Consider the following 23,020-nt stretch of genomic DNA (forward strand, 5'->3'; position numbering starts at 1 on the left):
GAGGCGGTGACTCCTACGCGTCTGGGCCGTTGCAACGCCCCAACAGCGCAAGAGTTCCCCCACCCGGCCCCGGTCCGGTAGGCGGATTGCCGCCGGGTAATAGGCTCACCTCATGTTGTGGCTCCTGCTGATCGTCGTCCTCGGCGTCGTCGCCTACCGCTACCGGGTCAAGCTCCTCGCGAAGCTCCTCGGCCAGCCCGAGCGCCGCATCGAGCGCCAGATCGGCCGCAAGAAGAACTACTAGTCACCTCTGTGGATGGCGTACGACGTCGTGTCGGCGCCGCCCCGTAGGGTTCTCTGGTGCCCGAGACCGCCACGACCTCCGCGCCCGTCAGCGAGGTGCTCGCGCAGGCGGTCAGCGGCCTCGGCGGGCAGCAGCGCGACGGCCAGGTGCAGATGGCCCAGGAGGTCGCCGACGCCATGGAGCAGGGCCGGCACCTGCTCGTCCAGGCCGGCACCGGCACCGGCAAGTCGCTCGGCTACCTGGTCCCGGCGATGCTCCACGACAAGCGCGTCGTGGTCGCCACGGCGACCCTCGCGCTCCAGCACCAGCTCGTCGAGCGCGACCTCCCGCGGCTGGTCGAGGCGGTCAAGGGCGTGCCCGGCCTCGACACGTCGTACGCCGTCCTGAAGGGGCGGTCCAACTACGCCTGCCTGCACCGCATCCGGGCCGGCGTCCCCGACGACCAGGGCACCCTCGTCGACGTCCCGACGGGGTCGATGGCCGAGAAGGTCCTCGAGCTGCGGGCGTGGGCCGAGGAGGAGTCCGAGCAGGGCGGCTCGGGCGAGCGCGACAACGCACCGCGCCACACCGACCGCGAGTGGCGGCAGGTCGCGGTCAACCACCGCGAGTGCCTCGGCGCCTCGAAGTGTCCCTTCGGCGCGGAGTGCTTCGCCGAGCTCGCGCGCGAGAAGGCGCAGCGCAGCCACCTGATCGTCACCAACCACTCCCTCCTCGCGATCGACGCGATCGAGGACGTCCCGATGATCCCGGACTACGACACGGTGGTGATCGACGAGGCGCACGAGCTGGTTGCCCGCGTCACCCAGGCGGCGACCGACGAGCTCGGCGCGGGTGACATCGAGCGGGCGGCCCGTCGCTCGTCCCGGTGGACGGCCGACGCCGACGGCGACCCGGCCGGTGACCTCGAGGACGCCGCCGCCGCCCTGGCCGAGGCGATCGAGGCGACCCCGCCCGGGCGGATCGACCAGGTGTCGACGCAGCTGGCCGACGCGCTGGTCCTCGTGCGCGACGCCGCGCGCGCCTGCCTGTCGGCGTACCCCCGCGAGTCACCCGGTGGTGATAGCGAGGGCGACGCCGGCCGTACCCAGGCCAAGGGCATGGTGCAGGAGGTCTTCGTCAACGCCGAGCGGATGGCCGCCGGCTCCGATCGTGACGTGCTGTGGCTGGGGGAGGCCAGGGACCGGTTCCCGGCGCGGCTCCACGTCGCGCCGCTCCAGGTGTGGGGCCCCATGCGCGACAAGCTGCTCACCGACAAGACGGTGATCTTCACCAGCGCGACGCTCATGCTCGGTGGCGACTTCAGCGCGGTCGCCACGTCCCTCGGCCTGAAGCCCACCGAGCGCGAGGGCTCGCTCGTCGCGCCGGCCGACGACGACACCGCGTTGCCGTGGAAGGGCCTCGACGTCGGGTCGCCGTTCGACTACGGCCAGCAGTCCATCCTCTACGTCGCTCGCCACCTGCCCCAGCCCGGCCGCGACGGCCTCGGCCAGGCGCAGCTCGACGAGATCTGCGACCTCGTCGACCAGCTCGACGGGCGCACGCTCGGCCTCTTCTCGAGCCGGCGCGCCGCCGAGACCGCCGCCGAGGCCGTCCGTGCCAGGCTGCCGCACCTCACCACGCTCGCGCAGGGCGACGCGCAGCTGCCCGAGCTCGCCAAGCAGTTCGTCGAGGACCCGCACACCTGCCTCTTCGGCACGCTCTCCCTCTGGCAGGGGCTCGACGTCCCGGGTGACACCTGCCAGCTCGTGATCATCGACCGGATCCCGTTCCCGCGCCCCGACGACCCGCTGATGTCGGCGCGCGCCAAGGCTGCGGACAATGCCGGCGGCAACGGGTTCATGGAGGTGTCCGCGACCCACGCCGCGCTGCTGATGGCGCAGGGTGCGGGCCGCCTGATCCGTACGACGACCGACCGCGGCGTCGTCGCCGTGCTGGACCCGCGGCTCGAGACCGCCCGCTACGGACGGTTCCTCAAGGCCTCGCTGCCGCCGATGTGGTCGACCACCGACCCCGCGCTCGTGCGCCAGGCGCTCAAGCGGCTGGGTCAGGCCTCGTAGCCGAAGAGCTGGTAGTCGCGGCGGTACATCCGCGCGACCAGCTCGCGGAGCTCGTCCGAGACCTGTCGGTCGCGACCGCCCGGCGCGGTCTGGTTCTTCGGCGCGGTCAGGACGGCGGGCGCGCCGATCCGCTCGCAGACCTCGGCGAAGTCGCGGTCGAACGTCTCGAGCCGCCCGACGAAGTCAACGCGATTCAGGTCGATCATCCGGCTCTGCAGCGTGAGGTGCTGGTCGGTCCCCGGCACAGCCGACAGGTCGTGCGTCGCGGTCCACCGCGCGAACTCCTCGACCACCTGCATCCGCTCGTGCGTCGCCGGGTCGAAGTCGTAGTAGTTGTGGTCCACGACCTTGTCGTGCCACGCCGACACGAACCGGTCGAGCGGGTCGCGCACGAACGCGAACGTGAAGTAGTCGGCGTACGTCGCCAGCGGGTAGCGCACCCGCATCGCGTGGTCGACGTCGAGGCGCACACCGTGCGTCTCGCAGTGGTGCCGGATCGTGCGGGTCGCGACCTTCGCCACGCGGTACCAGACGAACCGGTGGCTGTGGCTGATCGTCAGGTTGTACGCCAGCGGGCTGAGCCACGCCGACGCCTCACCCGCGGCCGTCAACCGCTCGATCTCCGCCTGCCCGGCCGGCGTCAGCCGCCGCCGGTTCCCCTCGCGCGTGCGGAACACCTCGGGCGCGGGTACGACGGGCTCGGACATCGCCGCGAGGCTACCGCGTCAGCACATCCGCTGGTCGAGTAGCCGAGCGAGGAGCGAGCGAGGCGTATCGAGACCCACCCACCGCTGGTCGAGGAGGGACGGAGTCCCGTCACGAGACCCGTGTCAGTCGAACGCGATCCGCCCCCGCAGCGACTCCACGTCCGACACCGGCTCCTTGGCGGTCTCCGCGATGACCTCGCGCGCCTTGTCGACGCTGTCCCAGACGTTCCAGAGGAGCACGCCGCGCACCGAGCCGGACTTCAGGTAGTAGACGACACCCGTCCCGACCTGGCCATCCTTCCAGTCCTCGACCATGTCGAGCTGGCTGCTGGTCTCCCCGACGGCCTCGTAGCCGTAGTCGAGGATGTCGGACCAGAAGAACGGCGTGTAGTCGTAGGCCTCGTCGGCGCCGGCCATCACCTTGCCGGCGTGCTCGCCGGACTTCTCGGCGTGGTCGACGTGCTCGACGCGTCGGCGCCCGAGGAGGGAGTCGGGGTACGACGCCACGTCGCCCGCGGCGTACACGTCCGCTGCGCTGGTGCGCAGGTGGTCGTCCACGACGACGCCGTTGTCGACGTCGATCCCGGCGGCCTCGGCAAGCCCGGTGCGGGGGAGGACGCCGACGCCGATGACGGCCGCGTCGGCGTTGATGTCGGTGCCGTCGTCGAGCCGGATCCGGACCCCGCCGTCCTGCTCCTCGCCGCCCTCGACCGAGCCGTGCACGACGGTCACGCCGCGGTCGGCGAACGCCTTGGTCAGCGTTGCGGCCAGCGCACGCGGGAACATCGTTTCCTGCACGTCCTCGAGGTCGAGGACGAGTGTCACCTGGACGTCGTTCTGCACGAGCGCGGACGTGAGCTCCGCGCCGATGTAGCCACCACCGACGACGACCACGTGGCTGCCGTTCTCGGCGACCGCACGGAGGCGCTCGTAGTCGGCGGCGGTGCGGTAGTAGACGACGCGCGGGCCGGGGTCGACCGCGAGCGTGCGCGGCTCGGCGCCGGTGGCGAGCAGGAGCTTGCCGTAGCCGACGGTGCTGCCGTCAGCCAGTCGTACGACGTGCGCGTCCGGGTCGATCTCGGTCACGGTCGTGTCGGTGACGAGGTCGACGTCGGCGTCGTCGTCCAGGTCGCCGGCGAGCGAGCTGCTCTCGAGGGTCTCGTCGTCCTTGAGCCAGAGGTCCTTGGACAGCACCGGCCGGTAGACCGGCTTGTGCGGTTCGGAGCCGTAGACCCCGATCGTGCCGCTGCTGTCGCCGGACCGGATGCCCTTCACGGCGCTTGCCGCGGCCACTCCCGCTCCGACGATGACGTAGTCGTAGGTCTTCTCCGCATCGCTCATGCGGCCATCGTGTCCCGCGATGGTTGACCTTTCAACACCCTCTCCACCCCCTCGGTGGTTGAGGTGCGAGCGCAGCGAGCCTCGAAACCACGAACCGGTCAGAGGCTGCGCAGCACCGCCGTCACGACGCCGAGGATCGTGGCGTTGTCGCCGGGGATCGGGTCGTACGCCTCGTTGTGCGGCAGCAGCCAGACGTGGCCGTCCTTGCGCTGGAAGGTCTTGACCGTGGCTTCGCCGTCGATCATGGCCGCGACGATCTGGCCGTTGGTCGCGGTCTGCTCCTGGCGGATGACGACGTAGTCGCCATTGCAGATCGCCGCGTCGACCATCGAGTCACCGGAGACCTCGAGGAGGAAGAGCGTGCCGTCGCCGACGAGCTGCTTGGGCAGCGGGAAGACGTCGGTGACCTGCTCCTCGGCGAGGATCGGGCCGCCAGCGGCGATGCGGCCGACGACGGGGATGTTGATCGCGGTGGGCGCGACGTCGCCGATGCCGGTCTCGTCGACGAGCGACTCCTCGCCGCTGGAGATCGAGCGGCGGGCTGCCATCACCTCGGGGAGGAACACCTCGAGGGCGCGTGGACGGTTGGGGTCGCGCTTGAGGAAGCCCTTGCTCTCCAGGACGCGGAGCTGGTGGGCGACGCTCGAGGACGACGTCAGGCCGACGGCCTGACCAATCTCGCGCATCGACGGCGGGTAGCCCTTGCTCTCGATCGAGTCCTTGATCGTGGCGAGCACGCGCTGCTGGCGCGGGGTGAGCCCGGTGGCGTCCGGGGGACCGTCCGGCATCTCGATGACTGTCTTGTCGTCCGACCTGGCCATGACTGGGAACCTCTCGACGCGGGAAGCAAGTCCGCTCACCGTAGTCCTCGGGCCAGCCCGGGATCAAACACCTGTTCGAACCCGCGTGTCGCCTGCAGATGTCATACGACACGCCGAACAGTTGTTCGATCGAGTGCTTGCGTTGTTCGAACACGTGCTCTAACGTCGTACACCTGTTCGATCGAACGTCTGATCGACCGCCGCAGTTCGGTAGCTCCAGACCCACTGTCGGTGGCTCCGTCTAGACATGGATCAACACCAAGTCCACACCGGCTGATCTTCCCCAGGAGGCCACGATGAGCACCCTCAGCCTTGCACCCGCGTTCGTTTCCACCACCGCCCGCCGCTCGACGGTCCGCCTGACCCGCCGCGGTCGGCTCGTGGTGTTCCTGACCTCCCTGATGATCGTTCTGGCTGCCGCGTTCGTGCTGGCCGGCGGCGCGGTCGGTACCGGCGAGGCCGGCCAGCCTGCGCCCACCGAGATCGTCCAGGTCGCGCCCGGCGACACGCTGTGGGGCATCGCCAGCGAGATCGCGACCGACGGCGACGTCCGCGGCGTGATGAACGAGATCGAGCGGCTCAACGCCCTCGACTCCACCGGCCTCGCAGCCGGCCAGAAGCTCCGCGTCCCGGTCCGCACCGACTGACGCAGAGGCCTCCATCAGCCGACTCGACCCCGGCTGGTGGACCAAGGGGAAGACGAGGGGCGGGCCCAGCGGCCCGCCCCTCGCACATTTGTTCCGTGCTGGTCGGGTTGCCGCGAGGAACGAGCGGCGTATCGAGACCGGATCTCCGCAGTTCGCTGGTTCTCCACAGGCTTTGCCGAGGGACTGTTTTTCGAACGGCTCCCTTGGGTAGTTTCAGCATGCTGACGTTGTCTCGGGAAGGCACACCAATGCACGTACGCCTCGCGCTCGCCCTGGCCGGCGTCCTGCTGCTTGCGGGCTGCACCGACGACCCCGATCCCACGCCGAAGATCCCTGAACCGACCTCGAGCTCACCGTCGCCTACAGCCAGCGAGTCCGAGACGCCAAATGCGGAGAGCGCGGAGGACTTCATTCGGAAATGGGCAGCAGTTGAGGCGCAGATGGAGAACACGGGCGAGACGGCTGAGTACCGCGCGATGTCGAAGGGCTGCAAGGCGTGCAGTGAGCTCGCGGACAACGTTGAACGCGTATACGAAGCTGGCGGCTACCTGAAGTGGGATGGGTGGCAGATCAAGCGCATCACTCAGCGAGAGTTCCAGGACAACCAGTATGTCGTAAAGGTTGTCTCCAGGCCTACTGAGTACAAGGAGTCAAGCAACGGGGCGGTTAAGAAGCTGGCTGGTGGCCCCGGCGCGCATCTGCTGACGCTTAAGACGTTGGGTGACTCCTGGCTCGTGGTCGACAAGGGCGCGGTTTCGCAATGAGCGTTGGTCGGGTTCTCGTGGTTTCCATGGTGGCTGCATTGCTCACGCTTATCGGCCCGGCCGCCTCTGCCGACTGCAACGAGAGCGCCGACTTTGGATCGGCGTTCGAGGAGTGTCACTTCCTGTCGGCTGCGGACATTGAAGAGCAGAAGACCGAGTACCCGACCGCCACCTGGACCGTCCGGCAGCTCTGCAAGGACGACGGCCGCACCCTCGAGGGCGCGTGCTTCAACCCGCAGGACTGCACGACCGCGGCCGGGGTGCCGGGCACGCGCTACACGCTCTACCGGGACGGAGTGAACGTCGGCACCGCTTGCCTGACCGCAGACGAGGAGCGCAAGGTCGGCGACCCGCCGCCGATCCGCGTCCTGGTGCTGAGGGCGTTCGAAACCCTGGACTGGCCGGCGTCCGAGCTGGTGGTCCAGCCGCCGGGCGGCAAGACGCTGGTAAATCTTGAGACGAACTTCTACACCGACAACTCCGAGGCGACGAGCATCCCCGTGACGCTGGTGCGGTCGCACGTCGTCGTGACCGCCGAGCCCATCGCGTACCGCTGGAACTTCGGCGACGGGACCTCGGTGACCACGACCAGCCCGGGTGCGCCGTACCCCGACCTCGACGTCTCCCATGTCTACGAGCGGGTGACGGACAAGGTGGTGGTCAGCGTGGACACGCAGTACGGCGCGGCGAGCTTCAGCGTCAATGGCGGTCCGCCCGAGGAGATCCCGTCGACCATCTGGGTCCCCGGCGAGGGCCAGGACCTCGAGGTCGTCGAGGCGCGCCCCCAGCTCGTCCTCCGCTAGCGCGGTAATTACGACGCAACATCCGCGTCAGGATCACCGCACAGTCAGCGAGCCGCGCGCTTGCCACCAACGGGCCGAGGCCCGGCGGGAGCATCAGGGGAGGACGGCGGCGACGTGATCCCCAACGCCCGGAGCAGCCGCCCCACGAGCAGCAGCCCGACGAACAGGCAGGCGATCGCGCCGAGGCAGGCGAGCGCCATGAACCACCACGCCGACGAGCTGCCCCCGCGCGCCGCCGTACCGAAGTCGATGGCGGCGTAGACGAGGTAGCCCCAAGCCACCACGCACAGGGTGATCGCGGCGCCGATGGCGAGGGCCGCCTTGTTCAGCGTCCGGGGCGGAGCGGTGCCACGACGCGACCCCGCACGCTTCCCCCTGGACACGGGTTCATTGTGACGGATGTGACCTGAGTGGGGGAGGGGAACACACGGTCCGAGCGCCCCGACACGCCCGCAGGAGGAGGTCCGTACCGGGCATAACGCGGGCTGACCTGCGGTTTTACCTACGACCAGAAATTGATCCGATGAGCTGCGGCGTTCTCTTGCCAAGTGTTGTGGTCGGGACCTAGGGTTACCACTACATCTAGTACTTACATCGCTGTAGTTATCCCCAGCTCGCTCACAGAGGGACAGGGCGTCGCCCACACCCCGGAGCCGGTTATCCACAGCTCATTCACACCCGACACAGGGCGTATCAAGCGCGCCCGAAACGCGTACGGAGGGAGGACCACCATGCACTGTCCCTACTGCAAGAACGAGGACACCAAGGTCCTCGACTCCCGGGTCGCCGACGACGGCGGCTCGATCCGCCGACGCCGTACGTGTGCCGAGTGCGACCGCCGTTTCACGACGGTCGAGAAGATGCAGCTCACCGTGCTCAAGCGCTCCGGCGCCACCGAGCCGTTCAACCGCGACAAGGCGATCGCCGGGGTCCGGAAGGCCTGCAAGGGCCGCCCGGTCACCGACGCACAGCTCGCCTGCCTGGGCCAGGAGGTCGAGGACGCGCTGCGCCTCAGCGGCCAGGCCGAGTTCGACGCCAACGAGGTCGGGCTCGCGATCCTCGCCCCGCTCCGCGCGCTCGACGAGGTGGCCTACCTCCGCTTCGCGAGCGTCTACCGCGCCTTCGAGTCGGCCGCCGACTTCGAGAACGAGATCGAGATCATGCGGCTCGAACGCGCTACCCACGATCAGCCCGCCACGACGGGCTGACCCCCATACGGCCCGGCAGATCGTGGGGAAGCGGTCTGCCGGGCTCACCAACAGCCGCGAGACGACTCGCGATCTTCAGTTTCACCAACCACCAGGGATAGAGGAACTCCATGACCGAGACGGTGAGCACCGGCGCTGCCAGGACGAAGGGCAAGGGCCTCAAGCTGGAGCGCGTCTTCAGCACCAAGGGCACGCACCCCTACGACGCCATCACCTGGGAGCGTCGCGACGTCGTGCAGCAGAACTGGAAGACCGGCGAGACCGTCTTCGAGCAGCGCGGCGTGGAGTTCCCCGACTTCTGGAGCGTCAACGCCTCCACGATCGTCACCACGAAGTACTTCCGTGGCGCGGTCGGGACCGACGCCCGTGAGTGGAGCCTCAAGCAGCTCATCGACCGGGTCGTGAAGACGTACACCAAGGCCGGCACCGACCACGGCTACTTCGCCACCGACGCCGACGCGGAGATCTTCGAGCACGAGCTGACCTGGCTGCTCGTGAACCAGTACTTCTCCTTCAACTCCCCCGTGTGGTTCAACGTTGGCACGCAGTCCCCGCAGCAGGTCTCGGCCTGCTTCATCCTCAGCGTCGACGACTCGATGGACTCGATCCTCAACTGGTACAAGGAGGAGGGCTTCATCTTCAAGGGCGGCTCCGGTGCCGGCCTCAACCTCTCCCGCATCCGCTCGTCCAAGGAGCTGCTCTCCAGCGGCGGTACGGCGTCGGGTCCGGTCTCCTTCATGCGCGGCGCCGACGCCTCCGCGGGCACCATCAAGTCGGGCGGCGCCACGCGTCGTGCGGCCAAGATGGTCGTCCTCGACGTCGACCACCCGGACATCGAGGAGTTCGTGATGACCAAGGCGCGCGAGGAGGACAAGATCCGCGCGCTCCGCGACGCCGGCTTCGACATGGACCTCGGCGGCGCCGACATCACCTCTGTCCAGTACCAGAACGCCAACAACTCGGTCCGCGTGACCGACGAGTTCATGCGCGCGGTCGAGGACGGCACGTCGTTCGGCCTCAAGGCCCGCGGCACCGGCGAGGTCATCGAGACCGTCGACGCGCGCGACCTGTTCCGCAAGATCAGCCAGGCCGCGTGGGAGTGCGCCGACCCGGGCCTGCAGTACGACGACACGATCAACGACTGGCACACCAACCCGGAGACCGGCCGCATCACCGCGTCCAACCCGTGCTCGGAGTACATGTCGCTCGACAACTCGTCCTGCAACCTCGCCAGCCTCAACCTGCTGAAGTTCCTCAAGGACGACGACACCTTCGACGCCGCCCTCTTCCAGAAGGCCGTCGAGTTCATCATCACCGCGATGGACATCTCGATCTGCTTCGCGGACTTCCCGACCGAGGCCATCGGCCAGACCACCGTCGACTACCGCCAGCTCGGCATCGGCTACGCCAACCTCGGCGCGCTGCTGATGGCGATGGGCCTCGGGTACGACTCCGAGGGCGGCCGCTCGATGGCTGCCGCGATCACGTCGCTCATGACCGGTACGTCGTACAAGCGCAGCGCCGAGCTCGCCGGCATCGTCGGCCCCTACACGGGCTACGCCCGCAACGCCGACGCCCACAAGCGCGTGATGCGCAAGCACCAGGCGGCCAACGACGTGGTCCGCGTCCTGCACACCGAGGACGGCCGCGTCCACAAGCTCGCGACGCAGGCCTGGGCCGACGTCATCAAGCTCGGTGAGAAGAACGGCTTCCGCAACGCGCAGGCCTCGGTCCTCGCGCCCACCGGCACCATCGGCTTCATGATGGACTGCGACACGACGGGCATCGAGCCCGACTTCTCGCTGGTGAAGTTCAAGAAGCTCGTCGGCGGCGGCTCGATGCAGATCGTCAACCAGACGATCCCGCGGGCCCTGAAGAAGCTGGGCTACCAGGAGGAGCAGATCGAGGCGATCGTCGCCTACATCTCCGAGCACGGCCACGTCGTCGACGCCCCCGGCCTCAAGACCGAGCACTACGAGATCTTCGACACCGCGATGGGCGCCCGCGCGCTCAAGCCGATGGGCCACGTGCGGATGATGGCTGCCGCGCAGCCGTTCCTGTCGGGCGCGATCTCCAAGACGGTCAACCTGCCGGAGTCGGCCACGGTCGAGGAGATCGAGGACGTCTACCTCCAGTCGTGGAAGCTCGGCCTCAAGGCCACCGCGATCTACCGCGACAACTGCAAGGTCGGCCAGCCGCTGTCCGACGGTGGCGGCAAGGCCAAGAAGGACGCCGCCGACAAGGCCGCCTCCGACTCGGCCGAGGCCGTCGAGACCAAGGTCGTCGAGAAGGTCGTCTACGCCCCGGTCCGCAAGCGCCTGCCGAAGTCGCGCGTCTCCCGTACGACGTCGTTCACCGTCGGCGGTGCCGAGGGCTACATGACCTCGGGTGCCCACGACGACGGCCAGCTCGGCGAGGTCTTCCTCAAGCTCGGCAAGCAGGGCTCGACCCTGGCCGGCGTGATGGACGCCTTCTCGATCGCGGTGTCGATCGGCCTGCAGTACGGCGTCCCGCTGGAGACCTACGTCTCGAAGTTCACCAACCTGCGCTTCGAGCCCGCCGGCCTCACCGACGACCCGGACGTGCGGATGTCGCAGTCGATCATGGACTACATCTTCCGCCGCCTCGCCCTGGACTACCTGTCCTTCGAGGAGCGCTCGATGCTCGGCATCTACTCCGCCGCGGAGCGCCAGCGCCACCTCGAGACCGGCTCCTACGAGCCGCTCGTCGAGGAGACCGGCTCGGCCGCCGAGCTCGTCGAGGCCCCTTCGTCGCCGGCCCCGGCGGCGTCGGTCGGTGACCTCGAGGAGGTCGAGACCAAGGACACCCACGGCAGCGAGGCCCGCGAGGTCCCCGCCCAGGTGTCGACCGGCGAGGCCAAGACCACCGCCGAGCTCTTCGAGAAGCTCACCGGCACCGCCGTCGACTCCCCGCTCTGCATGACCTGCGGCACGAAGATGCGCCCGGCCGGCTCGTGCTACGTGTGCGAGGGCTGCGGGTCCACCAGCGGCTGCAGCTGACCTGAGTGACACGTCGAGGGCGGGCCGCATCAGCGGCCCGCCCTCGTCCACAACACGCCGATCACCTCTGCCGCGATGTCGTACGAGAGACCTAGGCTTCGAACATGAGCTCGACACCCTCGTTCACCTTCAGTGACCTGTTCGCAGGCATCGGTGGCTTCCACGCAGCGCTGCACGCCGCGGGTGGGCAGTGGGCCTTCGCGAGCGAGATCGATCCCGATGCTGCAGCGGTCTACGACCATAACTGGCTGCGGCCACTACGCGAGGCGGGGGCTCCGCTCCCGCCCGGCGTGAAGTCGTTCGGCGTGAGCGGGGACATCGTCGCGCTGACTGACCCCGAGGTACGTGTCCCGCACGCGGACGTGCTAGCCGCGGGTTTCCCGTGCCAGCCGTTCTCCAAGAGCGGCTTCCAGCGCGGGATGGACGAGACCCGCGGCACCCTCTTCTGGAACATTGCCAAGATCCTGGAGGACCCTGAGCGCCGTCCCTCCGTCGTGATGCTGGAGAACGTCCGAAATCTCGCCGGCCCGCGCCACCGGGACACGACGTTCAAGACAATCGTGCGCACGCTTCGCGAGCTCGGCTACCGCACCGCGAGCGAGCCCGCTGTGTTCTCCCCGCACCTCCTCCCGCGGCACCTCGGCGGCAGACCCCAGGTCCGCGAGCGCGTCTTCATCCTGGCTCACTACGTTGGGGTCGAGACGTCACAAGATCCCGCAAACTTCGACGACCCGATCGTCTCGCCCAGGTCACTCGACCTCGAGTGGCGCAAGGACCAGTGGGACCTGCAGCGAGATCTACCCCTTCAGCCCGACTCGGAGGTGGACGAGCGTTACTGGCTCGACAGTGCCGAGGTGAAGATGATCGACACCTGGGACCGTCTCTTGACCGCCGTCGCGGAGCGGTTGGGGCCTGACGAGCGGCTGCCTGGCTTCCCGATCTGGGCAGATGAGTGGCGGACTCTAGAAGCGGCGACCGACCTGATCGACATCGCGGCCGCCAAGGGCGCGCCATTCCCGGCCTGGAAGACGAATTTCCTGCTCAAGAACGCCGAGTTCTACGACCGCCACCGAGACGTGCTCGACACCTTCCGGATGCAGCTCGACGCCTTCCCGCCCTCACGCCGCAAGTTCGAGTGGCAGGCCGGCCCGCACCGACCGCTGGCCGAGACGATCATGCACTTCCGGCCCTCGGGCATCCGCGCCAAGCGGCCCGATTATGTACCCGCCCTAGTTGCCATCACACAGACGTCGATCATGGGCAACCGGCGCCGCCTCACCCCTCGCGAGACCGCCCGGCTGCAGGGGCTTCCGGACTCGTTCGAGTTCGCCAGGAAGGTGCCAGGGGTCGAGAACCCGGTTGCGCAACGAGATGCCGCCTCCTACAAGCAGATGGGGAACGGCGTGAATGTCGGAGCCGCGTTTTATGTCTTCCGCAAGTACGTCCTCGCGCATCGAGACGAGCTCCCAAGCATGCTCGTGAGAGCAGTGGAACTTGCTGGCGAGTCTCCGGACAGTCGATTCGAGCGCGTGGGCAACGCGCTTCAGGATGTCAGCGAACTCGAGTCAGATCGCACTGCTGTCGATGGGTTTGTGCCCGCCCGGGACAAGCTAGAAGCCGTGAACCGACTGACTGCGCTGGTCGGCGGTCAGCCCGAGGATCTTGGTCCTGGGAGCACTGAGCGGAAGCGGGTTCTCGTCAACTGTGCGAAGTACCTGGGCCACGGCGATTCGGTCCTGTGCCTTAGCAAACCTCGCCTAGCGGAGCATCTCGTCACGTCGAACGGGCACTTGTGGGAGGCGGAGCACTCGTCGACAGGCGCGACGGTGACTCTGTCCGGTCTCAATCAACTCCTGCGCGTCATGGAGGAAGCAGTAGGCAGACAGAGCGCCAAAACGACTCGCCGAACGCCGGTCGAAGAAGCAGAGGTCATTCGCGACGTCGTGGTCGCTCACACGCCCCATCACGTGCGCGGCCGGGAGGCGGTGACAGAGATGCGTGAAGCAGAGTCGGCTGACTGGGCGAAGAGCGAGTGGCCCGGGTTCTACTTCGAGTTCTGCACCCTCGGCCCCCTCATGGCTAGGTTGGGCGGCTCCGCCGCGCCGACAAACAATCCGCGCGTCGTCCTGGACCTCAGCGCTGACCACGTATGGGACCTCAAGGTTCACAATCCTGATGTACGGATGACGATTCTCAACGACAAGGCGGCGACGGACTGGGTGCTCAGGCGACACGGTGGTGTCGGTCTGATCGTGCTCGCAGCCGCTATGGAGTTTGACGAGGAGTTCGGTGAGTGGCTCAAAGCCGAGAGGCTCAGGTACGGCAAGGTGCCCGGTGCACGAAAGAAGCCTGCTGCATTCAACCGAAGGTTGAAGAGCGAGGCGATCGTGAGCGGGCTTCGTGTCCTCTACTTCGACAGAGATGGGTGGCAGTCGGCGCTGAAGGGTGGAGTCATTCGAGTCTGGTCGCAGCCGCCGCAGCCTGGTGGCCAGCCGCGCGGTGACAAGTACCAGATTGATCTAGAACGTGCCGGCGAGTGGATAGTCGCTTCACACGACTGGTGACACAGCGTCCGGCCCAGGCGCTGACGACTACTCGATGGCGGCGGTCAGAGATCCTGGTTCCGTCCAGCAGAATTGACTCTTGGACGTCACGGCCAGCGAAACAACCTCGCGACGATTCGCGGACAACGGCCAGCCGTCAGGAGCCCGGTCTCCGGTCCGCCAACGACCCTCGTGGACGTCGTAAGAGGACGGCAGCACCAGACGGCGCCATCCATAGATGCCTGTGATCGCGTCGCAGAGTGCCTGCAGTGCCCCCGGCGCCTCGTCCCACGACATGTTCATCACGGGACCGTTGCCCGACCCGCGAGTCAAAGTGAACTGGTGGTTCCGCCAGCCACGATCGACGCCGCTGCGTCGGCGAAGCTCTGACTCGGCAAAGGCGACGGCCGCGCGGGCTCGGCTCGGGTCAGTGGTCGCGAGCGGGGCGAGGATGCTCCCCGGCATGCGCTGCGTTGCCCATCCAACGCAGTTGTCGCGCCAGACCGTCTCGACGCTCTGGAATCCTCCATCGGGCATCCATGCGAGCCCCGTCATGACGAGGTCGCCGGGGTCAGGCATATCTGGGAGTGCGCGGCGACCTATCAACCACCATGCCCACTGGAACGTCCCGAACGGATACTTCGCGGTGTAGTTGTGGCGACGGGCGTGTCCGCTGAGGAGACTCGGATTGACCGTATCTGCGTAGGCATCCACGGCAGTGGCGTCCGATGGCGCATCGAGCACCACATGCTGGCTCAAGCTCCGCGCCCCAGGCCAGCACATGTCGACGTCCACCCAGATCACCTCGTCCAAGTTCATGGGCAGGGCCTGCGCCGGGTCCATCAAAAGGCGCTGGGTGTCGTAGAAGCCGGCAACCGGCCAGCCCTTGAGGTGGTGGAGCAAACAAGCGGTGAGTAATCCGTCGATGTCTGGATTGACGACTTGTGCCCTGATGTCGTGCCGCCACGCCCAATGCCCTTCCCTGAGCTCAACGTTGGTGCCCCAGGCAATGTCGGGGCGGGGCATGGGATCTCCTGGGTGTGCTTACCGGGCTTGGACGAGCTCACCGTATGCACCTTGGACCGCGTCCGCAGCCAAACCAGGAGGCTCGTGCTCCCAGATCCGAAGCACCTCCCAACCCGCCTCTGCCAGTTCGCGGTCGGTGTCGGCGTCGCGTGCTTGGTTGCGCTCGATCTTCCACTGCCACCACTCGCTGTTGGCGCGAGGGCGAACGTGGTGCTCGGGACAGCCGTGCCAGAAGCAACCGTCGACGTAGACCGCGAGCCGTACGCGAGTGAAGGCGATGTCAATCGTCCGGCGGTTGTTTCCTGGAACCTTGACCTGGACCCGGTAGCGCATGCCGCGCCGGTGGAGCTCGCGCCGGAGGTCGAGCTCGGGCTTGGTGTCGCGACGAGCAAGTGTCGACATCTTCCGAGACAGGGGCACCCCAGGGGACACTCGCCCCGGCTCGGCTGCGGTCATCTCACCACTCGATCACCGCTACCGGTTCGGATCAAGTCACGATGCCTCTTGCGACTCCTGCGCTTCCGCGGTGGCCTTCTTCGGGTCCTCGACCCCCAGAACCTTCCGGATGTTCTTCATGGCTTTGGTCTCTATCTGGCGGATGCGCTCACGCGTCACGCCGTAGACCTTGCCGATGTCGTCGAGCGTCGCCGAGTCGTCGTACGGCGGAAGCCCGTGGCGGCGTCGCAGGATGTCGGCCTCACGCTCCACCAGGCAGTCCAGCAACGGTTGGAGATCATCTCCGTCCATGCCGTGAACCTCCACCGGCTCGCGACGGACTGGGCGATCCACGAGATCGCCGAGCGTGATGCCGTCGTTGCCGACCGGCTTGTCGAGCGAGACCACAGCCGGCGCCAGCATGAGCAGCTCTTCAACCCGGTCGACCGACATGTGGCAGGCCTTGGCGATCTCGGACCACGCAGGCATCTTCCCGTCGACCGTGAGCCGTTCCTGCGCAGCCTTCACCTGTCGGATCGATTCGATGACGTGCACCGGGAGCCGGACCACCCTGCCCTCGTTGTCGATGGCGCGAGTGATGCTCTGCCGCACCCAGTGCATCGCGTACGTGGAGAACTTCAGGCCGCGGTAAGGGTCGAACTTCTCGACGGCGCGGACAAGGCCGGGGATGCCGCTGGCGACGAGGTCGTCGTATTCGAGACCCTGGCCGCCAAGTCGCTGGGCAACCGAGTGGATAAGTCCCATGTTGTGCAGGACCATGGCGTCGGCGGCCTCCTTGGCCTCGCCCTCAAGGTGGGCAAAACCGCCCGCGTCGAGCTGTACGCCGTCTGGGCGGGCGAGCAGCGTCAGGCCGACCTCCTCTTCAGCCTTGAGAATGATCTTGGCCAGCCGATCGGGCGCCCGCCCGCGATCGAGCTCGAGCCGCCGCCGGGCCGCTTGGATGGGATCGACGGCCACAACTGGCGCGGGTTGAGTGGCCGGTGGCATCGGGTCGACCTCGACCACCACGTCCTCGACGACCTCGATGCCGGCCTCCGCGAGCAGCTGGTCAACGTGCGCGCGCAAGCCGACGCCGCCACTGGCCGATAGGATCGCCTCCTCCACCGCCGAGCGCTTGATCGAAGCCCCGTCGAGGCGGCTCGCTAGTGCGGCCAGCAGCTGCTGCCTGATGTCCGGTGTCATCTGAACCCCCTTGAGGCCGCCGACGTTAGAGCGGCCCACCGACATCAGTCTGCAGCGCGCGCGTCAGGCGTGTCCTGACTTCTCAGAAGTCCCGCGCTCGTCCACAGATTCTTGATAGGACTGTCGGAGGCACGATTCCACGTGCCTCGACGACGCGGCCAGGGAGGACTTCGGGGGTGCTGGACGAAGACGCGCTGTGGCGTCGGTGCGAGCTGGCATGGGGGTCCTGGCTCGAGGCAGACGGGTACGCCGTGACGCCTCTCGGTGAGGCGACCGGCAACACCGAGCGCTCACAGGCGCCGCTGACCAGGGTGGCGGGCGAGTGGCTACGCAGTCCTGACTTCTCCGCCATCAAGGCTGGGGCGACAGCCTTCTGGGAGGTGAAGAGTCGCTCCCGAGCCTCGGTCGACTCGCTGACCGGGGAGAGCCAGCACTGGATCGATAGAGCCGTCTTCTCCGACTACGTGCGGATCTACGACGTCACGGGCACACCTGTCTGGGTGGTCCTCTACGAGGCGCCTACCGCGACGACTCCAGGACGGTGGCTGCAGACCGACGTCGGCCATCTTCGCGAGGTTGGTAGCGACGAGGTGAGGCGCGGGGCGAGTGGGCAGGAGGTGGCCGCCTGGGTGTGGCCGGTGTCCGCGATGCAGGAGATCGCCGGACCACCTGTTGAGGTGATAGCCGGAGAGGAGCCGATCCTGCCCGAGGAGGGAGATGGGCCGCCGGTCAAGCCGGCCGATCTGTACCCCATCGAGCGCACACTCCGACGCAAGCGCGCTGGGGTCGCAGAGCAACCTGAGGTGATCGTCCCGCCTGTCGCGGAGGCGCCGCTTCCTCACCAGTGGCTGGAGCACGAGCCGGCACTCGCCCTCGACGTGCTGCGACGCTCGCTCGGCGTGCCACACTCGCCCCGGTACTCCGTCCTCCGGATCGGCCTCGATGAAGTTGAGGTCGACGATCTTCTGGGGCTCATCGCATACGGAATCCGCGTCTTCGTGGTGGCGGATCGTGGTCTCGACTCATCGCTCGACGCCGTGCGACTCCAGGCCTACCAGGATGCTCGCCTGCTCGAGTGGTCGACGGTCAAGGACGTCGACCTGCCCGGCACGTGGATCGTCGACGGCGACGGGATCGACGACCTCCCCGCCGACGTCGAAGGCGCACTGCTCGCGGCGGACGATGCCGGTGGGATCAACTATGCGCAGTACCGCGTCGTGCACGCGCCCCCGGACGAGGACGTGGTCGTGAAGGCCGGCGCCGGCACCGGCAAGACCGAGACGATGTCGGAGCGCATCGTCTACCTGCTCGCAACGGGCGCCGGGTTGTCGGCCGGCAAGGGTGAGGAGCCCCGCGACCTACGAGCCGACGAGATCGCGCTGATCACCTTCACCCGCGAGTCAGCCTCGGAGATGCGACACCGGATCGCGCGAACCCTTCTGCTCCGTCAGCGGCTCTGCCAGTCGTGCGCCCTGCCTGCGCTTGCGTGGATGCTGCAGCTGGCACGCGCGGACATCACCACGATCCACTCCTTCGCCAAGCGGATCATCGCGAGTGGCGGAGGTGCCGTGGGTCTCGGACCAGACACTCGGGTCGCGCGCCGCACCCTCGAGGTGCAGGACGCTGTCCAGCGCGCGCTCTCCGACCAGCTGGTGACGCTCATCAACCAGCACCACGAAAAGGTGCCGGCGTCGTACGAGTGGCAGCGGCACGTGCTTGCCGTCTGGGAAGCGCTGGAGAACAACGGAGTCGATTTGCTCGGCGTCGCGGGGGCATCTGGCGTTGACGACGTCGACTGGGGGTCATCGCCCGACGGAGCCGTCGGTGCGGCCGTCGTTGACCTGACGAGGTCGGTCGTGGTGGCGGCCGCGGCCAGCCTCTCTGTCACGTACGTGCGTGACCAGACCCTGCCGACGAACGCGCTCGTTCCGGCGGCCACCGTGGTGCTCAACGCCGACGACCAGACGCAGGTCCGGCGCTACCGACACCTGTTCGTCGACGAGTTCCAGGACACCGACGCCGCTCAGATGGAGCTCGTCCTCGATGTCCGCGAGCGCCTCGGAGCGCGACTCTTCGTGGTCGGTGACGTCAAGCAGGGCATCTACCGGTTTCGCGGAGCCGAGGGCAACGCATTCGAGGAGCTGGAGGACCGGTACAAGTCGCGCGACCTCGCGCCCGCACGGGCGTACGACCTCACGAGGAACTTCAGGTCGGGGGAGATCCTGCTCGACTCGCTGCACCCGTGGTTCATGGCGTGGGGTCACCAAGACCTGCTGCCCTACGAGCTCGGTGACCGGTTGCGGCCACGCCACCGCGACCGCGACACGAGCCGACGCGCGACCATCGAGGAAATCGCCGCCAAGGACTTCGCCGAGGAGGCCGCCGCCATGGTCGCGCGCTGGCAGGTGCTTGAGCCAGACGACTCGATCGGCATCCTGTGCCGCGAGAACTGGCAAGCCATCGCGGTCCAGAAAGCGGTGCGCAAGCTCGAGCTGCCGTGCGAGCTCCGGGTGGGTGGCAGCTTCTGGACCACCCCGGCCGTGAGGGAGCTCCGAGTCTTGCTCGATGCCGTGGCCGACCCGGACGACGCCGCCGCCCTGCTCGAGCTCTGCGAGACGCGGTGGGCCGCCGGGATCCTCGGCGACCAGGCTCCGGCTGGCCTCGAGGAGGAGTGGGGCCGTGGGCTCCCGGTCCCTGCAGCGTGGCAGACCCGCTTCGCCGAGCTCGCCAAGCACGGCAGCTTCCTGCGGGACGACCTGCGGTCGCTGCGTGACCGGCTCCAGTTGCTGGGCACCGCCCTGTCGACCACGCCGGTGCTGGAATGGGTGGTCGAGTGCGTCAGCGTCTTCGCTCCCGAGGCCTGCTCCCTGCCGATTGACGACGACAAGACCGAGCGCCCACGCTACGGCCGCTGTCTCGACCACCTGCTGACGCTCCTCGACGGACAGTTCCAGGACGGGCCGCTGAGCCTTGAGAGCCTGCTGACGTGGATCCGCCTCCAGATCGCCACCAACCACCGTGAGGACGAGCCAGACCCGCAGACCGAAGGCACCATCGTGGCGTTGACCGTGCACAAGGCAAAGGGCCTGGAGTACGACCGGGTGGTCGTGCCCTCGACCGATCGCATCTTCGGCCCACCGCGGAGCGTCGAGACGCGCACAGCCGTGCTCCGGCCCAAGGACGAAAAGGTCCGGCTGCTGTGGCGGTGGCACCTCAAGGGCCGGACCGAGACTGACTACAGCAACGTCCCGCTGGCTCGGCAGCTCGCCGACTGGGGCACGGACGAGGTCGACACCGCGCGTGAGGAAGCGCGGTTGCTCTACGTGGCCATGACCCGCGCCAAGGAAGAGCTCGTGCTGCTGGTGGACCACCGAGCGACAGCCGCGGCTGGCAGGCCGACGCGATGGTCGGACCTTCTCCTCATGGGAGGCGGACATGGGTGACGTGCGCGCTCTCGCGCTTCCCGGCGTCTCCGTCGAGCAGATCGACCAAGCCCTTCAGAAGGAGGTCGGACGCGGGTGGGACGACGTCGACCACGTCACGGCGACGACCACGCTCGCTGCGGCCATCAAGGATGGCGGGACGCTGGCGTTCCCGATCGCGACGCTGATCGACCTGGTCACGCTCCCCGGACTCCCGGGCGAGATGAGCCTGGGCCTTGAGGAGTTCCCGGGCCCGGGACTGTTCGCTTCCAGCCCGGGTGCCCACCGGTCGCGCATCAGGGCTTGGCAGGAAGAGGCGTCCGGCCGCCGCCTTCGCACGGGTATCCAGGTGGACGACTCCCTACGCCGCTTCGTGCGGGAGCACGCCAACGACCGAGTCGGCCGGGCGTTGCTCGCGTCACGCAGGCAGTACGCCACCACCGTCCACGCTCTCGTCGCGGCAGGCGTGCGACCCCAGTCGCTCCGCTTGGACGACCCAGCCGCCCGTCTCGCCGCACGGGCATGGGCACAGGCCGAGGTGGACGTGCCGTCCCTGGGCGCACCCCGAGATCTGCTCTGGGTTGACCTCGACGACCTGGACGCACAGTCGACGCCCGAGGCACGAGGGCTGGTGGCACGGATCGTCAGCGCCCTCGAGAAAGCACTCGGCCGCACCGACCGCCGCACGATCGTGCACCACGGCTTCTACTTCTACAACCCTGTCCAGTGGGCCTTCTTCCAGGCGCTCGCCCGTGTCCCCAGCGTCGAGCAGGTCTTCGTCGTGCACGACGACGGTGACAACCCGGCGTTCTCCACCTGGCGCTACTTCTTCCGATCAGAGTGGCAGATGCCAACACCAACCCGGGTAGACGTGGGGCACGAGGCGACACCTGCTGCTCGCGCTTTCCGCGACGTGCTGACCGGTGCGGAGCCCGGAGCACCCGACGCGGTGCGTGTGGTGGAGTGCCACAGCCCTGCAGAGCTCGTACGGCTCTGGCGCGCCGAGACAGCGGACGGCCAGGAGGCGCCAGCCCGCTACGCAGCCGCTGCCGAGCAGGTCGAGAGGTACGCGGGCCGGTTGGGTCGGGAGGGCGAGCCGGCCGCAGTCGGCGACACGCCCGCACCGAGTCTGTCGCAGCTCCCCATCGGCAGCTTCCTGCTCGCCTTGCACGGGTGCATCACCCAGGATGACGAGGGGGAGGTCACCTTCCGGCTGAGCCCGGAGGCCCTGCTCGACATTGTCGCCAGCGGATACCTCGACGTCGTCGCAGGCATCGGTGCACGCCCGCCGCTCGTCCGTCGGGCGCTGCCCTACTTTGCGGACTGCCGTTCGGGCGACGAATGGGTGGGGCGCGCCAGCCAGCTCGTGGACGCAGTCACGGGTCGCGTGGCCCCACGTGGCGCTCGGCAGGACGCGGACGACGACGTCACCCGCATCGAGAAGGCCGTCCTGAACCCCACCCGCCTCGTGCCCTGGGCGGACCTCTCGGCCGACGACGCAGCGAGGGTGCGCACGACCGTGGTCTCGGTGGTGCAGCTCCTGGCCGAGACCACTGCGCACGAGCGAGTCGTCCTCGGCGACCACCTCCGATCCGTACGACATCGATTGGACCAGGCCCTCCGCCGGCTACCCCAGGACGAAGCCCGCGCCGTCGATGCCAAGCTGCGCGGCCTGGGTGTCCTCACGGATGAGGAGATCGACGTGGTCGGGCTCGTCGACGTCGTCGCCATGATCCTCGGGCGGAACCTGGAGCTCGAGGGAAAGGGGGAAGACGACCCGGCCGCCACCAAGGTGACCAAGCTGCGCGGCCTGGACGCCCTCGGCCTCAGCAGGGCGGAGAAGGACCTGCACCTCGCCAACATGGCCGAGGACGCCTTCCCGGCGGCAGCACAGCCGGTCGGATGGCCGTTCACGCTCGATGACCTCCGCGCCTCGACTGACGACGCCGTCGAGCCGGTCACTGCGGGTCTGCTCGAGACCCGAGCCCACACGGCGGGTCTGAGCGACCTCTACCTGTTCTGGTTGGCGCTCGACGGGGTCGGTCCGGAGGGAACGCTCACGGTGAGCTGGGTGTCAGACGCGGGAGGAGAGCGTCGACGCCTGTCGCCCATCGTCTCGCTCCTGACAGAGCCGCACTCCACTGATGCTGTGAAGCAAGTGGCCGGCGGTGTGGCTGTCGTCCCAGGCCCCAGCCCGGCAGAGCGAGTCGCCGACCGGGAGCGACCCGAGCCGAGTGAGCCCGACGAGGAAGAGGAGACCCTCGTCGCTGCTGTGGACTCGATACACGCCTCCGCAGCTGCCGCGTCCCGAGCCTGCCCTCGCCGCTTCGCGATCCAGTGGGCCATGGGTCCGACGGCGTCCTTCGGGCCCAGCCACCTGCAGTCCATGCTCTACGGCAACGTCGTCGGAGCGCTGGAGGTCGAGGGCGCACCGTTCCTGGCGGCTCAGGCGACGGGCAAGTTGTTGTGGCCCCACCTCACCAACGGCCAGCAGACCAGCAGCTATGACAAGCGCGTCGTCAAGCAGGGTGGCGCCAGGCCGCAGTGGCTGTTGACCCTCAAGGGGACCAAGAACGGCAGTAGTGCGTTGGACGCCGCCTACCAGATGGCTAAGGACGGCCTCCCGGCGGACGAGCTCGAGGTGGCGCCGCCGAAACCGAACCTGCTGCCTCCGCGTGCCGAGAAGGCCGAGGTGTGCGCAGCCTGCCCGGTCCAGTCCCGCTGCCTGGAGTGGCGCGACCCCAGGGACGAGAAGTGACGACGAATGACGCGGGTAGGG

The 23,020-nt window shown here is 68.1% G+C and carries 17 protein-coding genes; 10 read left to right on the top strand and 7 right to left on the bottom strand.

Annotated features, from left to right (window positions below; all coding sequences use genetic code 11):
* The first annotated feature begins 112 nt into the window (after positions 1 to 112).
* Positions 113 to 244: a hypothetical protein gene (locus L2K70_RS20910; RefSeq protein WP_268930018.1), complete on the top strand. Its 132-nt coding sequence runs from the start codon at positions 113 to 115 to the stop codon at positions 242 to 244.
* 53 nt (positions 245 to 297) lie between these two features.
* Complete coding sequence (locus L2K70_RS02195; protein WP_372477469.1) at positions 298 to 2,301, top strand: ATP-dependent DNA helicase; 2,004 nt, start codon at positions 298 to 300, stop codon at positions 2,299 to 2,301.
* Here the strand turns inward: L2K70_RS02195 and L2K70_RS02200 are convergent.
* From L2K70_RS02200 to lexA, 3 genes are all read right to left on the bottom strand, one after another.
* Entirely contained in the window at positions 2,289 to 3,008 is a 720-nt protein-coding gene (locus L2K70_RS02200) for a sulfotransferase family 2 domain-containing protein (RefSeq protein ID WP_236398350.1), read from the bottom strand. The genes L2K70_RS02195 and L2K70_RS02200 overlap by 13 nt on opposite strands.
* A 123-nt stretch (positions 3,009 to 3,131) precedes the next feature.
* Positions 3,132 to 4,349 (bottom strand): NAD(P)/FAD-dependent oxidoreductase, encoded by a 1,218-nt coding sequence (locus L2K70_RS02205; protein ID WP_236398353.1) that lies wholly within the window; start codon positions 4,347 to 4,349, stop codon positions 3,132 to 3,134.
* Positions 4,350 to 4,447: 98 nt separating this feature from the next.
* Positions 4,448 to 5,170 carry a transcriptional repressor LexA gene (gene lexA, locus L2K70_RS02210; protein WP_236398356.1) on the bottom strand — a complete coding sequence of 241 codons (723 nt, stop codon included), beginning with the start codon at positions 5,168 to 5,170 and terminating at the stop codon, positions 4,448 to 4,450.
* A gap of 296 nt (positions 5,171 to 5,466) precedes the next feature.
* Between lexA and L2K70_RS02215 the strand changes: the two genes are divergently transcribed.
* From L2K70_RS02215 to L2K70_RS02225, 3 genes are all read left to right on the top strand, one after another.
* A complete protein-coding gene (locus L2K70_RS02215) occupies positions 5,467 to 5,817 on the top strand; it encodes a LysM peptidoglycan-binding domain-containing protein (RefSeq protein WP_236398359.1) in 351 nt (116 codons plus the stop codon).
* 248 nt (positions 5,818 to 6,065) lie between these two features.
* Complete coding sequence (locus L2K70_RS02220; protein ID WP_236398361.1) at positions 6,066 to 6,581, top strand: hypothetical protein; 516 nt, start codon at positions 6,066 to 6,068, stop codon at positions 6,579 to 6,581.
* 29 nt (positions 6,582 to 6,610) lie between these two features.
* Positions 6,611 to 7,384, top strand: coding sequence for a PKD domain-containing protein (locus tag L2K70_RS02225; RefSeq protein WP_236398363.1), 774 nt, complete (start codon positions 6,611 to 6,613; stop codon positions 7,382 to 7,384).
* 44 nt (positions 7,385 to 7,428) lie between these two features.
* Here the strand turns inward: L2K70_RS02225 and L2K70_RS02230 are convergent, their stop codons facing one another.
* Positions 7,429 to 7,767 carry a hypothetical protein gene (locus L2K70_RS02230; RefSeq protein ID WP_236398365.1) on the bottom strand — a complete coding sequence of 113 codons (339 nt, stop codon included), beginning with the start codon at positions 7,765 to 7,767 and terminating at the stop codon, positions 7,429 to 7,431.
* 348 nt (positions 7,768 to 8,115) lie between these two features.
* On the opposite strand from L2K70_RS02230, the gene nrdR reads away from it, so the two are divergent.
* The 3 genes from nrdR to dcm all read left to right on the top strand — a co-directional run bounded on the left by nrdR (position 8,116) and on the right by dcm (position 14,176).
* Positions 8,116 to 8,592, top strand: coding sequence for a transcriptional regulator NrdR (gene nrdR, locus L2K70_RS02235; protein ID WP_236398367.1), 477 nt, complete (start codon positions 8,116 to 8,118; stop codon positions 8,590 to 8,592).
* Positions 8,593 to 8,702: 110 nt separating this feature from the next.
* Positions 8,703 to 11,612 carry a vitamin B12-dependent ribonucleotide reductase gene (locus L2K70_RS02240; protein WP_236398370.1) on the top strand — a complete coding sequence of 970 codons (2,910 nt, stop codon included), beginning with the start codon at positions 8,703 to 8,705 and terminating at the stop codon, positions 11,610 to 11,612.
* Between the two features lie 104 nt (positions 11,613 to 11,716).
* Entirely contained in the window at positions 11,717 to 14,176 is a 2,460-nt protein-coding gene (dcm, locus tag L2K70_RS02245; protein ID WP_236398372.1) for a DNA (cytosine-5-)-methyltransferase, read from the top strand.
* Between the two features lie 27 nt (positions 14,177 to 14,203).
* Here dcm and L2K70_RS02250 read toward each other — a convergent pair whose 3' ends face one another.
* The 3 genes from L2K70_RS02250 to L2K70_RS02260 all read right to left on the bottom strand — a co-directional run bounded on the left by L2K70_RS02250 (position 14,204) and on the right by L2K70_RS02260 (position 16,819).
* Positions 14,204 to 15,181 carry a hypothetical protein gene (locus tag L2K70_RS02250; protein WP_236398375.1) on the bottom strand — a complete coding sequence of 326 codons (978 nt, stop codon included), beginning with the start codon at positions 15,179 to 15,181 and terminating at the stop codon, positions 14,204 to 14,206.
* A gap of 18 nt (positions 15,182 to 15,199) precedes the next feature.
* On the bottom strand, positions 15,200 to 15,583 hold the full coding sequence (locus L2K70_RS02255) for a very short patch repair endonuclease (RefSeq protein WP_236398377.1): 384 nt from the start codon (positions 15,581 to 15,583) through the stop codon (positions 15,200 to 15,202).
* A 90-nt stretch (positions 15,584 to 15,673) separates the two neighbouring features.
* Complete coding sequence (locus L2K70_RS02260; protein WP_236398381.1) at positions 15,674 to 16,819, bottom strand: sigma-70 family RNA polymerase sigma factor; 1,146 nt, start codon at positions 16,817 to 16,819, stop codon at positions 15,674 to 15,676.
* A gap of 176 nt (positions 16,820 to 16,995) precedes the next feature.
* Here L2K70_RS02260 and L2K70_RS02265 point away from each other — a divergent pair, with 176 nt between their 5' ends.
* The gene (locus L2K70_RS02265; protein ID WP_236398385.1) at positions 16,996 to 20,262 is read left to right on the top strand and encodes a UvrD-helicase domain-containing protein; all 3,267 of its coding nucleotides are present in this window, start codon (positions 16,996 to 16,998) and stop codon (positions 20,260 to 20,262) included.
* Positions 20,255 to 22,999 carry a hypothetical protein gene (locus tag L2K70_RS02270; RefSeq protein ID WP_236398386.1) on the top strand — a complete coding sequence of 915 codons (2,745 nt, stop codon included), beginning with the start codon at positions 20,255 to 20,257 and terminating at the stop codon, positions 22,997 to 22,999. The genes L2K70_RS02265 and L2K70_RS02270 overlap by 8 nt, the downstream gene beginning before the upstream one ends.
* Positions 23,000 to 23,020 lie beyond the last annotated feature (21 nt).

It is taken from the genome of Nocardioides potassii, assembly GCF_021648885.1.
In the GTDB taxonomy this organism is placed as follows: domain Bacteria; phylum Actinomycetota; class Actinomycetes; order Propionibacteriales; family Nocardioidaceae; genus Nocardioides; species Nocardioides potassii.